We start from the raw sequence: 15,308 nt of genomic DNA, 5'->3' as shown, positions 1-15,308 counted from the left end.
ACGAAAAAAGCCTACATAAAGTAGGCTTTTTAAATTCTAAGACGAAGTTGTCTTTACCGATTACTATTTACCAGCAACTGCCGTCGCCGCTAATTTAGTGATCTCACCCCAACGTTTTTCTTTAACGATATTGTCTGGACACAACCATGAACCACCACAACACATTACATTGCTAAGTGCTAAGTAGTCCTGGTAATTACCAGGGTTGATGCCACCAGTTGGGCAAAAACGTACCGCAGGGAAAGGCCCGCCAATTGATTTTAATGATTGCACACCACCAGACGCTTCCGCTGGGAAGAATTTAAAGTGTGAATAGCCTTTATCTAGACCAACCATTAATTCAGAAATTGAGGCGATACCTGGGATTAATGCAATAGAACCCGCATTACCAGCATCTAACAACTCAGGCGTTAATCCTGGGCTAATAGCAAATTTTGCACCAGCGTCTGTCACTTGCTTAAGTTGTGCTGCATTAGTTACTGTACCCGCGCCAATAATGGCTTCTGGCACATTGTCTGCAATTGCTTTAATCACGTCTAGGGCAGCCGGTGTACGAAGCGTAACTTCGAGAACACGGATCCCGCCGGCGATTAACGCTTCAGCGATCGGTACTGCATCTTCTACATTTTCTATTACTAAAACTGGAACAACTGGCCCAGCAGCAAATACTTCAGAAGAATCCATTAACCAATTACGTTCTGCCATATTTTATCCTTTTCACTTTCAATTCGAGCCACTCTAATAAGGTGGCAAATACGTTAAGAACTCAATTAAAGTTCTTGTTTCAAATACGCTGCACAGCCAATCAAACCAGGTTGATCTTCTGTAACAATATAAACAGGAATAGTTTCAACTAGCTTACTAAAGCGCCCTTTTGTATCAAAACGGCTTCTAAAATCACTATTTTTCACATATTCAATAAATCGTGGAACAATACCGCCCGCGATATAAACACCACCAAACGTTACGAATGTTAATGCTAAATTACCGCCGAAACTGCCCAATATACGACAAAATATCTGCAATGATTTTATTGCCAATTCATCGGTTTCTTCTAATGCGCTTGTACTAACATAAGCTGGATCAACGTTTGAAACAGCAAGACCCTGTGCAGATTGCAACGACTGATAAATCTGAACTAATCCCAAACCAGATAACAACTGCTCGGCCGATACGCGTGCGTACTTTTTCTGCAATTCTTTCAAGATAGTGATTTCGTCCGCATCTATTGGTGCAAAATCGACATGTCCACCTTCACCAGGCAAAGGTATCCATTTTTCGCCGCTATGGACTAAGTTTGCTACACCCAGTCCCGTACCTGCACCATAAATTGCAATCGGCTTATTGGGCTGTGCTTCACCGCCGCCTATCTGTACTTTTTTATCAGCACTGATATGTGGAACCGACATCGCTATCGCAGTAAAGTCATTAATAATAATGAGTTTTTTGAATCCAAATAGCGCTTTAATCGCTTTTTGTGAAAACGACCAGTGGTTATTTGTAAGACTAACCTGATCGCCCACCACAGCAGTGGCGACGTCAATACAGGCAAACTCAATTTTGCAGTCAGTTTCAGCAAAATATTGGCTAATCGCGGCATCAATATTGTCAAAATCGGCACATTGATACGTTTTAATTAATGACAGTGAATAATCTTCTAAATTCGCCACAGCTAATCGAATATTAGTACCACCGACATCAGCAACTAAAGCTTGAATTGTCATCACTATTCCTTTTTAAGCTTCGTGAAATACGCAGCTAGCGCCTTCTTCTGGCGTCGTCATTACTTGACGTAAACCATTAAATAACTCACGACCCATAGCTTCACGTTCTTCTTTAAGATCTTTTATGAATGGTTGACGTTGAGCCAATTCTTCATCAGATACATGTACGCGGATAATGTTCTCATCGGCGTTTAATTCAATAATGTCACCATCTTGGATTTTGGCAATTAATCCACCATCTAACGCTTCTGGGTACAAATGAATCGCCGCAGGTACTTTACCTGATGCACCAGACATACGACCGTCGGTTACTAGCGCAACATTAAAGCCTTTGTCCTGTAACACACCTAAAGGTGGCGTTAGTTTATGTAATTCAGGCATACCAACCGCTCTTGGGCCTTGATAACGAACAACAACAACACAATCTTTGTCGAGTTCGCCTGCTTTAAATGCGCCGTCTAAATCGTGCTGGCTTTCAAATACAACTGCAGGTGCTTTCACTTTCGTTTTACCGGCACGTAATGACGATGTTTTAATAACCGCACGACCTAAGTTACCTTCTAGTACACATAAACCGCCGTCAGCTTTAAATGGTTTTTCAACTGTTGCAATTACGTCGTCATCAAGTGACTTCGTAGGGCCGTCAATCCATTCAAGTTCGCCGTTACGAACAACTGGCTCTTTAGTGTAAATTTCTAAGCCTTCACCACAAATAGTCTTAACATCGTTATGAATTAATCCACCGTTTAGAAGTTCTCTAAATAACAAAGCCATACCGCCAGCAGCTTGGAAGTGATTGATATCAGCTTGGCCGTTTGGATAGATTTTTGTAAGAAGTGGCGTGGCTGAAGATAACGCGTCAAAATCGTCCCAATTAACGATAATGCCAGCCGCTTTCGCCATCGCTACTAAATGCATAGTGTGGTTCGTTGAACCACCCGTTGCCAATAACGCCACAATGCCGTTAACCACTGACTTTTCATCAACGATGTGACCAATTGGACGATATTCAGTGCCAAGGTCAGTTATACGTGTTGCTTGAATTGCCGCAGCTTCTGTTAATTTTTCACGAAGTTCAGTACCTGGATTTACAAATGATGAACCTGGTAAATGCAGTCCCATCACTTCGACAACCAATTGGTTTGAGTTAGCAGTTCCGTAGAACGTACAAGTACCCGCAGAGTGATAAGATTTTGATTCTGATTCTAATAACTCGTCACGACCTACTTTACCTTCAGCGTAAAGTTGGCGTACACGTGCTTTTTCTTTATTTGGAATTCCAGATTCCATTGGCCCTGCTGGGATAAAGATAAATGGCAGGTGGCCAAATGTTAATGCTGACATAACGAGGCCTGGGACAATCTTGTCACAAATCCCCATCATCACAGCACCATCAAACATATTGTGAGACAAACCGATTGCGGCACTCATCGCGATAACATCACGACTCATTAAGCTTAAATCCATACCAGGTTGACCCTGAGTAACACCGTCACACATGGCTGGTACACCACCTGCAAATTGTGCTACAGAACCAACTTTTTGTACCGCAGCTCTAATTTTGTCTGGGTAAACTTCATAAGGTTGGTGGGCCGATAACATGTCGTTGTACGACGAAATAATACCGATATTGGCTTTTGTAAGTGCCGTTAGGTCCTTTTTCTCTTCAGTGCTGCACGCGGCAAAGCCGTGAGCTAAGTTGCCGCATGACAAGATGCCACGATGTGGACCTTTCAAGCGGGCTTTTTCTATTTTAGCAAGATAAGCTTTACGGCTATCTCGACTGCGTTCGATAATTCTGTCTGTTACTTCTTGAATAACTGGATTCATGTTTTTTCTCCCTTGTTAAATCAATCTATTTAGTTGTCGCTAACATCACCGACATTGGTACATCAGATTGATTTAAGAATGCTTTTATTGGTGCTTTTTTAATGTCGTTAATTCCTATAACTTCATTAAGCACCGTTTCTTTACTCTCACCGACTAAATGCAGATAAATCTGCTTTGAGTTTAGCAACGCAGACAAAGTAAATGTCATACGTTGGTGAGGTGCTGTTGTTGGCTGAGTCGCCATGATCATTTGTTGTGTTGTTAGCGCTTCATCTAATTGTTCACAACATGGAAAGATAGACGCTGTATGTCCGTCTTCACCCATGCCTAAAATAACAATATCAAACGGTTTTTTTAACGATGCTAGATTAGTAGTTACGGTCGAGACTGCTGCAAACGCATCTTCATGTTCGGTTTTCATACCGTAAAACTTAGCCGAAGCGGCTTTATTAATTAACAGTGCTTCATACGCCATTTTTTCATTTGACGCACTGTCATCAGTATTAACCCAACGGTCATCAACTAAAGCGATATCCACTTTGGACCAATCAATGTCAATTTCGCTAAGTTTGGCAAACATAGGTCGCGGTGTACTGCCACCCGATACCAATAAACTTGCGCGACCATCTTGGTCGATTCCCGCCTGTAGCTTGGCCGCTATTTCTGGTGCAAAAACGTCATTTAATTCAGCAGACGTTTGAAATTTTCTAAGTTCTGCTTTCATTATTCGTCCCATTCTCTTTCGTCACGAGCCAACATTGCAATAGATGCAACAGGACCCCAAGAACCGGCCGCATAAGGGCGAGGTGGCTCATTTGAGCCTTTCCATGCATCTAAAATTCCGTCAACCCAACTCCATGCAGCTTCAACTTCGTCGCGACGCACAAAGAGTGATTGATTACCTAACATGGCTTCTAAAATTAAACGTTCATAGGCATCTGCAATACGTTCATTTTTAAACGTATCAGAGAAACTTAAATCAAGTTTGGTATTTTGAAGTTCCATTGTTTCGCCCAGACCAGGGACTTTATTAAGCAAGTGTATTTCAACACCTTCATCTGGTTGCAGACGAATAAGCAACTTGTTTGCAGGCAACGACTTATACGTATCTTTAAAGATGTTGTGAGGCAAGTCTTTAAAGTGAACAACAATTTCGGTACCTTTGCTGGCCATACGTTTACCCGTTCTGAGGTAAAATGGCACGCCCGCCCAACGCCAGTTGTCGATGTCGACACGAATTGACGCAAACGTTTCTGTAGTACTTTGGGTATTCGCCCCTTCTTCTTCCAAGTAACCCGGTGCTGATTTACCTTCAACAAAACCAGAAGTGTATTGTCCGCGAACGGTTTTTTCTTGGTAATTGTTTGAGTCAATTGGACGAAGTGCGCGTAATACTTTTAATTTCTCATCACGAATACTGTCAGCACTAATATCTACTGGCGGTTCCATCGCTAACAATGACAAAATTTGCAATAAATGGTTTTGAACCATGTCTCGCATTTGGCCGGCGTCATCGTAATAGCCCCAACGACCTTCTACACCAACAACTTCTGCAACGGTGATTTGAACATGATCAATACATTCATGATCCCAATTGTTGGTAAAAATCGCATTCGCGAATCGCAATACTAAAAGGTTAAGAACCGTTTCTTTACCTAAATAGTGGTCAATACGATAGATTTGTGACTCTTTAAAATATTCAGCAATTTTATCATTAATTACTTTAGACGATTCTAAACAGTGACCAATCGGTTTTTCTACAACCACACGAGTATCGTCTACGACCAATCCAGCAGCATTAAGACCACTACAAATGTCACCAAAAATTGACGGTGGTGTAGAGAAGTAATTTACCATAGTGCGGTTTTCTAAATCGACAACTTCACACAGTGCTTTATATTGCTCTGGTGATTTCATATCAATTTGACAATAATTTAGACGGGCGACAAATCGAGTTTTCGCTTCCTCATCTACACCTTCTTTAACAAATCGCTCTAAACTAGTTGTCACCAGCTCGATATATTCTTCTGTTGTCATTTCGTTGCGCGCAACACCCGTAATACGAGTATCAGCAGCTAACAGTCCGGCAACCTCTAATTGGTATAATGATGGTATTAATTTTCGGCGTGCAAGGTCACCCTTGGTACCAAAAAGTACTAAATCACATGGCTTGTGGCTCAATTTTTGTGCCATTAGATTCTCCGTTTATTGTAATTTTAGGTCAATTTGTAATTAAACTACATGTTCGCAATGCTAACTAACTAATATAGCCCATGTAAACCGTAATTTTGTAATTTTTTTACATTTCCAGTAAACTTTTGACGAATAATGTTGTTTTTAATTAGTAATTACTTTCTAATGCGATACATAAGATTAGGTAATCAACAACAGTTACTACTGACAATTGATAAAGCTTATATTAGTCAAAGCTATTTGTTTTGAGACAATATATTACCTTTGCAACGTTGTGAGTACGAGGGCTTTTAATGAATATTCTTGAGAAAATAAACTTACAGATAACTACGTTCAGTAAATCGGAAAGAAAAGTGGCTGAAGTCATTATCGATAATCCTGAGCAGGCAATTCATTCGTCAATTGCAACATTAGCGAAAATTGCCGATGTGAGTGAACCTACTGTTAACCGCTTTTGTCGTCGATTAGACACCAAAGGTTTCCCAGATTTTAAATTGCATTTGGCGCAAGGCCTAGCAAACGGTACACCGTATGTTAATCGTCATGTTGATGAAGGTGATGGCCCTGAAGAATATACGTCGAAAATATTCGAGTCGACTATGGCTTCATTAAATACAGCCAGAAAGAGCATTGATATTTCTCAAATTAATCGCTCTGTAGATATTTTAACTCAGGCGAAAAAAATAAGCTTTTTTGGCTTAGGTGCATCCGCTTCTGTGGCACAGGATGCATTAAATAAATTTTTCCGTTTTAATGTACCAATAAATTGTTTTGAAGACATTGTTATGCAGCGCATGAGTTGCATGAACTGCACAGAGGGAGATGTTGTCGTTTTATTCTCTCATACCGGTCGAACAAAACCGCTCGTCGAAATTGCAGAAATAGCGCGCCAAAATGATGCAACCGTTATTGGAGTTACTGCTAAAGACAGCCCTTTGGCTCAAGAGTGTAATATTTGTTTAAGTCCAGATGTTCCTGAAGATACAGACCTATATATGCCGATGGCGTCTCGAATAGCCCATTTGGTTATTGTCGATATATTAGCAACGGGATTTACCCTTCGCAGAGGACCAAAGTTTAGAGACAACTTAAAGAAAGTTAAAGATTCACTTCGGTCATCACGCTTCGAAAAGAAAGAAACTTTCAATTAATTTTTTGAAAATATGAATAAAAGGCGATGAATATCGCCTTTTTTGCATTTATTTAGTTACTTTTATTCATATCCGACCATTATCCCCTTGTAATTTTTTTTAAATCTTTCAAAATGTAATTTAATTACAGTTTTCCTACTCAATCATATTGGAGTTTCCCCGAATGGCTAACGCACTGCGAAGAACCAAAATTGTCTCAACACTTGGTCCAGCAACCGATAAAGAAGGCGTACTAGAAAAAATAATTGCGGCCGGCGTAAATACCGTACGTATGAACTTCTCGCATGGGTCTGCAGAAGACCATATTGAACGCGCAAATAAAGTTCGTGCAATCGCTGCTAAATTAAATACGTATGTTGCAATTTTGGGTGACCTTCAAGGTCCAAAAATCCGAGTAGCTCGATTTAAAGATACTAAAATCCACTTAGCAGTAGGCGACAAATTTATCCTTGACGCTGCTCTTGGCCGTGATGAAGGCGACCAACATCAAGTTGGTATTGACTACAAAGAGCTTCCAAACGACGTTAAACCAGGTGATTTATTATTATTAGATGACGGTCGAGTTCAACTCGTCGTTGAAAGCATCGAAGGTACTAAGGTTCTTACTGAAGTTACGGTTGCCGGGCCATTATCTAATAATAAAGGCATAAACAGAAAAGGTGGTGGTCTAACGGCCCCTGCTCTAACTGAAAAAGATAAAGAAGATATTTTGACAGCGGCTAAGATTGACGTTGAATATCTTGCTGTTTCATTTCCACGTAATGGCGAAGATTTACACTACGCTCGTAAACTAGCTCACGAAGCTGGTTTTAAACCACGTATCGTCGCTAAAGTTGAGCGTGCAGAAACGGTAGCAACTGATGAAGCAATTGATGACATCATTTTAGCGTCTGACGTAATCATGGTTGCCCGTGGTGACTTAGGTGTAGAAATTGGCGACGCAGAATTAGTCGGTGTTCAGAAAAAACTTATCGCTCGTTCACGTCAATTAAATAAAGCCGTAATCACAGCAACTCAAATGATGGAAAGCATGATTTCGAGCCCAATGCCGACACGTGCTGAAGTTATGGACGTATCAAACGCCGTTTTAGATGGTACCGATGCCGTAATGTTATCTGCTGAAACAGCCGCTGGTGATTTCCCGTTAGAAACGGTTCAAGCAATGGCAAACGTTTGTGTTGGAGCTGAAAAACACCCAAGCGTACTAAGTTCAAAACACCGCCTTGATATTCAGTTTGACAATATCTCTGAAACAATTGCGATGGCAACGATGTATGCAGCTAACCACATGACTGGCATAAAAGCGATTATAGCATTGACTGAATCTGGCGGTATGGCTCGTTTGTTATCACGTATTTCATCTGGCCTTCCAATCTATGCATTATCTCGTCATCAAAAAACGTTAAACCTTTGTGCACTATACCGTGGTGTATATCCGTTTTCGTTTGATACCACACAGTATGCCGTTGAAGACGGACGTGAAGCATTAAACTCGCTAAAAGCTGCAGGCAAGTTAAATGACGGTGACTTGGTCATGGTTACTCATGGCGACAAAATGGAAACAATTGGCGCAACAAATACAATGAAGTTAATGATTGTTTAATTTTGAAAAAAGCGAATAAATACAAATAATATTTATTGCCCTCAAGATTGTTCAACGCAAATAAAAAAACCCGGTTAGCTAACCGGGTTTTTTAATGTCTAAAGCTAAGAACAAACATAGACGTTCGTTCTTAGCTATCGGAACTAATAGAAGTTTTTCTTAAACTCGATGCCCCAAACAGCAGGTTCGTTAACAACACCTGTATTGTTGTTAAAGTCGATACCCGCTTTTAAGTTATCTTCATCAGTAATGTTACGACCAAATACAGCAATTTCGAAATCCATGTCATAATTGATATAACCAGCACGTAAGCCTAATTCAAACTGACCGTCAGTAACATGCTCTTTGGTTTCATAAATGAAGAGATTGGTTTTACCTTGGTACGCATAGTCACCATAGAAAAACACTTCGCCCTCATTCCCCATAGGAACTGTATAACGACCAGTTGCTGTAAATATAGACTCTGGTGCATTAGGGAATGGATTACCATGAACAATGGCACCACCGTTTTCAGGATCAATTTCGTCTGTAGGTGTACACGCACCTGAACCACATGTTGCAATTCTTAACGACTTATCTTTGAGTTCTGTCTTATTTAATGAATAACCCGCAGTAACAACTAAATTTTCCGTTACGCGATATTCCGCATCGACTTCAAACCCTTGTCCCGTACCTTGACCAGCATTTGTTAAACCAATGTTATTTCCATTGCCCCCCACTGCCGTTAACTGAATGTCGTCAATAGTATATTGAAAAACAGCGCCGTTTAAACGCAAGGTATTGTCGATTAAATCTGATTTAAAACCCGCTTCATAAGACATAATTGTCTCAGCTTTAGCGGTAGACGGCATACCTTCAAATGCGATGTCGCGGCCTTGGATAGATTGTGCTCTGAAACCGTTAGAAATTCTGGCATATAGGCTCACGTCTTCGCTTACTCTATAGTTTGCCATGCCTTCCCAACTCCATTGACCATCGGATACTGAAACGTCGTCATAGTCCTGTATAGACGCTGCACCAATAATTACGGCAAAACCATCTTCGTTTTGTTTACCAACAGAAAGGGATTTTTTATCTTTGGTATAACGCAAGCCACCAATTACTGATAATTCATCAGATAATTGATACGTGGTTTGGCCAAATACCGCCCAAGTTGTATTTTCGTGGAAGACTTCAGTTGCGCCAAAAAAGCCATCAATACTCGTTACGCTAAATGAAGAATCAAAAAAGTACACACCAGTTTGCCAAGACAACGGGTTCGTTGTATTACTGCTAAAACGAATTTCTTGAGTAAATTGCTCTAAGTCTTTCAATTGATCTTCAGTAATCGCATCAAAAGGAATAAATCCAGGATACGAAATTAGGTCATTGTTAAAATCATCTTGGTATTCAACGTAATCAACATCACTAGGCGTCGAACCATCGGCATTACGTAAGACACCACCATCGATATCTCCTAAGCTTCGACCATCCGCCATTTCCATAGCGGTTATCGAAGTAAGCGTAATCGCACCTAAATCATAGGTTACGTTAACGCTCCAGCCAGAATTATCATATTCCTGTGGATTGTTATCACCTTTATCGTAATACACTTTGTCACGGTCGTAATTGCTGTTTAAGCCCGACTTACCTTGGGTCAGTACGTTGGCTCTAAATATAGAAGAAGTCCCTTCTAGAGTTCGTGTGTGGTAGTTAAACAAAATATCTAATGCATCGGTTGGGTTGTATCCAACTTGGAGGCGGACCGCTTGGTCAGAGTGACCACCCATAGCGTCTTTTTCGCCAGTGAAACCGTTTTCGATCCAATCATCTTTAGATTGATTTAACACAGATAAGCGCGCTGTTAGGTCTTCAGTTAAGCCACCGCCAACTGCGCCCTCAAAATTTTGTAGTCCATAGCTACCTACGCCGGCTCTTACATAAGCTTCAAAATCGTCTGTTGGCTTACGGCTTGTAAATTTAATGATACCGGCCGTCGTATTACGTCCAAATAACGTCCCCTGCGGGCCACGGATCACTTCAACTTGGTCGACGTCAAATAATGGAAAACTTTTTAATACTACATTTTCCATTACTACGTCATCCATAATAATAGAAACTGGCTGAGAGGCAGCTAAATCAAAATCGGTGTTACCAAGTCCACGCATATAAAAACGTGGCGCTACACGGCCGTTTGATGACTCAGCGTATAACCCTGGTACTTTTGTAGCAAGTGCTAAAACGTCATCGCCTGAAGAAAACATATTTTCAAATTTTTCGCCTGACAAGGTCGCTATTGACACCGGCACATCTTGAATAGATTGAGTGCGTTTTAGCGCTGTAACTGTAATGCGCTCTAGTTTGCCGTCGTCTTCAGCCTTTTTATCCGCAGCTAAAGCAATATTTGAAGCTGTACTTAAAAGTGCTATTTGCACAATATTAGCTATTGTTGCTTTCTTAAATAGTTTCATGTCTATTCCGTAGTTATTGTTGAAGTGTGTCTTGATTTTAGATTTTAATAAATTAGTAATACATAAAAGTTATGTTAACAAGTGCATTGTCCTAGAATTTGAATAATATTTCGATACTTTTTATAAAATGACTAATTTTAGTCTTTATTTGGTCGAATCTAGGTTCAACTATTGCAACTCTGATTTTTCCACTTATTATCCTCCACTAGAAAAATAAAACATAATATTTGGAGTATTTTGGTGGAATTCGATTGGTTACGAAGTGTTTTCGGGATCGCCACATTATTAGCGATTGCAGTTCTGTTTTCAGCAAACCGCAAGGTTATTAGTAAGCGAACCACCATTTGTGCGTTTTTACTGCAGTTTGGTTTGGGTGCAATGGTTCTTTATTGGGAGCCTGGAAAAGACATTCTTATGGCAGTTTCGAGCACATTAAACAATGTGTTTAGTTATGCAGAAGACGGCATTCTCTTTTTGTTCGGTGAACAAATTGGTGGCAAGAGTCTTGGCTTTATCTTTGCTGTTCATATTCTTCCGGTCATTGTCTTTTTTAGCTCGTTAATAGCGGTGCTTTATTATTTAGGTGTAATGGGTAAAGCAGTTAGTATTATTGGTGGGGGGTTACGTTATGTCACTCGAACCAGTAAACCTGAGTCCATGTGTGCCGCCGCAAATATTGTCGTTGGACAAGCCGAAGCTCCACTGGTTGTAAAACCATTTTTAAAAACAATGACTCGATCAGAATTGTTTGCCGTAATGGTAGGCGGTATGGCGACAGTCGCTGGTGCAATAATCGCTGGTTTATCCGGTATTGGTATCGAACTTAAATATCTCATTGCCGCAAGCTTTATGGCCGCTCCCGGTGGTTTACTTATGGCTAAGATCATGATGCCAGAAACGGAAGTGCCTAAAAACGATATAGAAGAGCTTAATTTAACGTCGAGTAACCATGTTAATGTTATTGACGCAGCAGCCGATGGCGCCGCTGAAGGTATGAAGTTTGCGCTAAGTATTGGCGCAATGTTAATGGCTTTTATCGCGTTGATAAGCTTATTAAATGGAATTTTAGGCGCGGTTGGCGGACTATTTGATTTTGATGAACTTACGTTGCAACTCATACTTGGTTACTTGTTTGCACCTATTGCTTTTATTTTAGGTATTCCTTGGTCTGAAGCACACATTGCTGGAAGCTTCTTGGGTCAAAAACTTGTATTAAACGAGTTTGTTGCTTACTTAGATTTTATCAAACATAAAGAACAATTAAGTGAAATTACTCAAGTTATAATCACGTTTGGCCTCTGCGGATTTGCTAACTTATCTTCAATCGCAATATTAATTGGTGGTATTGGCAGTATGGCGCCAGAAAGACGACACGACCTCGCAGAACTTGGCTTAAAAGCGGTAATGGCAGCAACATTAGCAAATCTATTAAGTGCGGCTATTGCAGGACTATTTGTGACGTTATAGCGAGTAAAATTGAGTTTGCACTAAATTTTAGGCAAAAAAAATACGGGATGTTTTTGGCATCCCGTATTTTATTGTTTACAAATTGGCTTACCTAAGTGGTAAATCCATATCTGCGAACATCTTATCAACTTCTTCTTGGTTTCTTAATAAACAGGCTCTTTCTACAACATCACGTGTTAAGTGTGGCGCAAATCGTTCAATAAATTCATACATATAAGTACGTAAGAAACTGCCCTTGCGGAACCCAATCTTAGTTGTTGACGCTTCAAATATGTGTCCAGCATCAATTGCGACTAAATCACTATCATCGTCATCGATTGCCATGGTCGCGACAACACCTACTCCTAGCCCCATTCTCACATAAGTCTTAATGACATCTGCATCGGTTGCGGTGAATACGATTTTAGGTTCGAGCCCTTTATTAGCAAACGCTTTATCCAATTCAGAACGGCCAGTAAAACCAAATACATAAGTTACTAGTGAAAATTGAGCGATATCTTCAATTGTCACACGCTCAGTTTTTAACGCCAGAGGGTGATCTTTTTTCACGACAATCGAGCGATTCCAGTGATAACAAGGCAACATAACCAAATCGTTATATAAATGCAGTGCTTCTGTTGCAATTGCAAAATCGGCCTCTCCTTTTGCAGCAGCATCACTAATTTGTGACGGCGTACCTTGATGCATATGCAAAGACACTTTTGGGAACCTCGCCATAAACCCTTTGATAACTTCAGGCAAAGCGTAACGCGCTTGAGTATGGGTTGTTGCAACATTCAACTTACCTTGATCAGGTAAGGTGTGCTCACGCGCAACTGACTTTATACTGTCCACTTTACTCAAGATATCATGCGCAATATCAATTATTTCTTTACCGGCTGGTGTCACATGAGTTAAATGCTTACCACTGCGACCAAATATTTGAATACCAAGCTCATCTTCTAACATACGAACTTGTTTGCTGATCCCTGGCTGAGAGGTATAGAGGCTTTCTGCCGTTGCTGAAACATTTAAATTATGGTTTTCTACTTCGACGATGTAACGTAATTGCTGTAATTTCATTTGAATTGTTGCTTATTTGGCCTTCGTTATTCGAAAAATATATACATATTCGTTAATTTATTCCATAAAGAATTGCATTTTTTTATAAAAAACTTCATTTTTATGCACTTTTTAGGAATAAGAACGCAATATTTGCAACAAAAATCACATAACGATAGTAAAATTGATGGAATAAAATTACCAAAGACCTATCATCAAAGTGCAATAATTAAGGTAACGTTTGTTTAAACAACTAAAAGAGAATTACGATAAATGACTATCGCGGATCCAAATGCACCTCTTCAACAAACTCGTACAATTGAATTTTCAACGGTATTAGCATCATCGGTTCACGATATGAAAAACAGTCTTTGTTTGCTCATTCAATCAATAGAAAACTTAAGTAATAAGTTAGAGCAGAAAGGCGCAGAAGAAGCACAAGAACTCGCTGGGATCCACTACGAAGCCTCTAGATTAAATTCAAATTTATTACAAATCCTAGCTTTATACCGTGAAGATTGTGACACATTACCGCTGAATATAGACGAATATTACCTTGATGAGATACTCGAAGAACTTGTCGCAAAAAATGAATTGTATATCGATAACCGAAAACTAAACATCGAGTTTGAAATAGAAGATGAGCTGGCCTGGTATTTTGACAATGAACTAGTTGCCAATTTACTTAATGACGTTTTTGTAAATGCGATGCGTTACTGTAAAACCTCAATTAAAGTAAAAGCTTTTCAGCAAGGTGAAACATTAATTGTAAAAATATTAGATGATGGTGCTGGTTATCCTGAAAATATGCTAGATAAACTTGTGCCGACACCGAGTACATTCAATATGACTATGAGCCGGACTGGATTGGGCCTTTATTTTGCCCAACTTATTGCTGCTAAACATATTCAAGATGGAAATGTAGGCAAAATACAACTGGAAAACGGTGGGGAATTAGACGGCAGTGTATTCACATTAACACTACCTTAATGCCCAATTATTGTTTACTATGAACAATGAAATTAGATAGTAATCTATATATCTTCGATTAATAATTATAGAAACAGAGGAAGCGGTATGCTATTTGCGATCATCGTCGCGCTAATTATAGGGCTTGTCATTATTGCGGTTGTAGCGAATACAATGCAACAACAAAAAGACAAACTTGAAGCTGAGAAGCGACAAGAGATGGCTAAATATAGAGCAATCATAGAAGAAACCGACGAAACGATAATGAATGAGGTTGGTGTACCAATTTCCAATGAAGGTTATTCTATACTTTATCGCCGAGTGCATCATGCTTTAACAGGGATGAATGAAACTAATCCCGGTCAAAAGGATGTTGTAGCACGCATTCAAAGTATCAAAGAAAAAATCACAGCTGGGGATTTTCCGAGTGCGGAGGTTTCAAATACGGAATTACCTGACAATGAAAAACTTCTGATTGCGCTGATCCAAGGTATTAAAAAATACCGCACGATTCTTCGGTCTGAACATGGTAAGGGGCGTATACCTAGCAATTTGTTCATGCAAGAAGACAAAAAAATTGAAAAATTACAGCTCAAAATAAATGTCGAATCTCAGATTAAGCGAGGAAAACTTGCAATTACTAATGGCTTGACAGGCTCCGCTAGACAATATTTTGAAAAAGCACTTGCCACATTGGAAGCTCAACCCTATTCAGACGACTATATTGTTGCTCGTAAGAAAAATGTAACTGAACGCTTAGAGCTGATTGCTTCTGATTTGAAGTCGGCAAACGCAAAAGCGGTTAAGAAAAAAATTGAAGACGAAAAAGATGATTTAGACGAGTTATTCGCCCCTAAGAAAAAGTGGTAATACCGTAATC

At 39.8% G+C, this 15,308-nt stretch carries 12 protein-coding genes; 5 read left to right on the top strand and 7 right to left on the bottom strand.

Annotated elements, in window-relative coordinates:
• Window positions 1–63: 63 nt before the first annotated feature.
• The 5 genes from KO525_RS05670 to zwf all read right to left on the bottom strand — a co-directional run bounded on the left by KO525_RS05670 (window position 64) and on the right by zwf (window position 5,747).
• Window positions 64–705, bottom strand: a complete 642-nt coding sequence (locus KO525_RS05670; RefSeq protein ID WP_252736695.1) for a bifunctional 4-hydroxy-2-oxoglutarate aldolase/2-dehydro-3-deoxy-phosphogluconate aldolase — start codon at window positions 703–705, stop codon at window positions 64–66.
• 65 nt (window positions 706–770) lie between these two features.
• Entirely contained in the window at window positions 771–1,724 is a 954-nt protein-coding gene (locus KO525_RS05665; protein WP_215962826.1) for a glucokinase, read from the bottom strand.
• Between the two features lie 12 nt (window positions 1,725–1,736).
• Window positions 1,737–3,554 carry a phosphogluconate dehydratase gene (gene edd, locus KO525_RS05660; protein ID WP_215962825.1) on the bottom strand — a complete coding sequence of 606 codons (1,818 nt, stop codon included), beginning with the start codon at window positions 3,552–3,554 and terminating at the stop codon, window positions 1,737–1,739.
• Window positions 3,555–3,579: 25 nt separating this feature from the next.
• The gene (pgl, locus tag KO525_RS05655; protein ID WP_215962824.1) at window positions 3,580–4,278 is read right to left on the bottom strand and encodes a 6-phosphogluconolactonase; all 699 of its coding nucleotides are present in this window, start codon (window positions 4,276–4,278) and stop codon (window positions 3,580–3,582) included.
• Window positions 4,278–5,747 (bottom strand): glucose-6-phosphate dehydrogenase, encoded by a 1,470-nt coding sequence (gene zwf / locus KO525_RS05650; protein ID WP_215962823.1) that lies wholly within the window; start codon window positions 5,745–5,747, stop codon window positions 4,278–4,280. Before zwf ends, pgl begins: the two co-directional genes overlap by 1 nt.
• Window positions 5,748–6,040: 293 nt before the next feature.
• Here zwf and KO525_RS05645 point away from each other — a divergent pair, with 293 nt between their 5' ends.
• Window positions 6,041–6,898, top strand: a complete 858-nt coding sequence (locus KO525_RS05645) for a MurR/RpiR family transcriptional regulator (RefSeq protein ID WP_215962822.1) — start codon at window positions 6,041–6,043, stop codon at window positions 6,896–6,898.
• A 163-nt stretch (window positions 6,899–7,061) separates the two neighbouring features.
• Window positions 7,062–8,501, top strand: coding sequence for a pyruvate kinase (pyk, locus tag KO525_RS05640; RefSeq protein ID WP_215962821.1), 1,440 nt, complete (start codon window positions 7,062–7,064; stop codon window positions 8,499–8,501).
• A 143-nt stretch (window positions 8,502–8,644) separates the two neighbouring features.
• On the opposite strand, the gene KO525_RS05635 is transcribed toward pyk, so the two are convergent.
• A complete protein-coding gene (locus tag KO525_RS05635; protein ID WP_215962820.1) occupies window positions 8,645–10,951 on the bottom strand; it encodes a TonB-dependent receptor in 2,307 nt (768 codons plus the stop codon).
• A 240-nt stretch (window positions 10,952–11,191) separates the two neighbouring features.
• On the opposite strand from KO525_RS05635, the gene KO525_RS05630 reads away from it, so the two are divergent.
• A complete protein-coding gene (locus KO525_RS05630) occupies window positions 11,192–12,418 on the top strand; it encodes a NupC/NupG family nucleoside CNT transporter (protein ID WP_215962819.1) in 1,227 nt (408 codons plus the stop codon).
• An 87-nt stretch (window positions 12,419–12,505) separates the two neighbouring features.
• Here KO525_RS05630 and cysB read toward each other — a convergent pair whose 3' ends face one another.
• Complete coding sequence (gene cysB / locus KO525_RS05625; RefSeq protein WP_215962818.1) at window positions 12,506–13,480, bottom strand: HTH-type transcriptional regulator CysB; 975 nt, start codon at window positions 13,478–13,480, stop codon at window positions 12,506–12,508.
• 252 nt (window positions 13,481–13,732) lie between these two features.
• On the opposite strand from cysB, the gene KO525_RS05620 reads away from it, so the two are divergent.
• Together KO525_RS05620 and KO525_RS05615 are read left to right on the top strand one after the other, a co-directional pair.
• Window positions 13,733–14,449 carry a sensor histidine kinase KdpD gene (locus KO525_RS05620; protein WP_215962817.1) on the top strand — a complete coding sequence of 239 codons (717 nt, stop codon included), beginning with the start codon at window positions 13,733–13,735 and terminating at the stop codon, window positions 14,447–14,449.
• An 87-nt stretch (window positions 14,450–14,536) separates the two neighbouring features.
• Window positions 14,537–15,298, top strand: coding sequence for a hypothetical protein (locus KO525_RS05615; protein WP_215962816.1), 762 nt, complete (start codon window positions 14,537–14,539; stop codon window positions 15,296–15,298).
• Window positions 15,299–15,308 lie beyond the last annotated feature (10 nt).

Origin of the sequence: Psychrosphaera sp. B3R10 (assembly GCF_018861025.1) — a bacterium.
Lineage (GTDB): Bacteria > Pseudomonadota > Gammaproteobacteria > Enterobacterales > Alteromonadaceae > Psychrosphaera > Psychrosphaera algicola.
The sequence above is the reverse complement of the archived record's forward strand: the minus strand, read 5'-3'. Positions and strand labels throughout refer to the sequence as shown.

What these genes read in the sequence shown, in the direction of transcription:
- KO525_RS05670 (WP_252736695.1), bottom strand. Translation starts at nt 705, where the DNA reads ATGGCAGAACGTAATTGGTTAATGGATTCTTCTGAAGTATTTGCTGCT.
- pgl (WP_215962824.1), bottom strand. Translation starts at nt 4,278, where the DNA reads ATGAAAGCAGAACTTAGAAAATTTCAAACGTCTGCTGAATTAAATGAC.
- KO525_RS05645 (WP_215962822.1), top strand. Translation starts at nt 6,041, where the DNA reads ATGAATATTCTTGAGAAAATAAACTTACAGATAACTACGTTCAGTAAA.
- KO525_RS05615 (WP_215962816.1), top strand. Translation starts at nt 14,537, where the DNA reads ATGCTATTTGCGATCATCGTCGCGCTAATTATAGGGCTTGTCATTATT.
- zwf (WP_215962823.1), bottom strand. Translation starts at nt 5,747, where the DNA reads ATGGCACAAAAATTGAGCCACAAGCCATGTGATTTAGTACTTTTTGGT.
- KO525_RS05665 (WP_215962826.1), bottom strand. Translation starts at nt 1,724, where the DNA reads ATGACAATTCAAGCTTTAGTTGCTGATGTCGGTGGTACTAATATTCGA.
- KO525_RS05635 (WP_215962820.1), bottom strand. Translation starts at nt 10,951, where the DNA reads ATGAAACTATTTAAGAAAGCAACAATAGCTAATATTGTGCAAATAGCA.
- cysB (WP_215962818.1), bottom strand. Translation starts at nt 13,480, where the DNA reads ATGAAATTACAGCAATTACGTTACATCGTCGAAGTAGAAAACCATAAT.
- pyk (WP_215962821.1), top strand. Translation starts at nt 7,062, where the DNA reads ATGGCTAACGCACTGCGAAGAACCAAAATTGTCTCAACACTTGGTCCA.
- KO525_RS05620 (WP_215962817.1), top strand. Translation starts at nt 13,733, where the DNA reads ATGACTATCGCGGATCCAAATGCACCTCTTCAACAAACTCGTACAATT.
- edd (WP_215962825.1), bottom strand. Translation starts at nt 3,554, where the DNA reads ATGAATCCAGTTATTCAAGAAGTAACAGACAGAATTATCGAACGCAGT.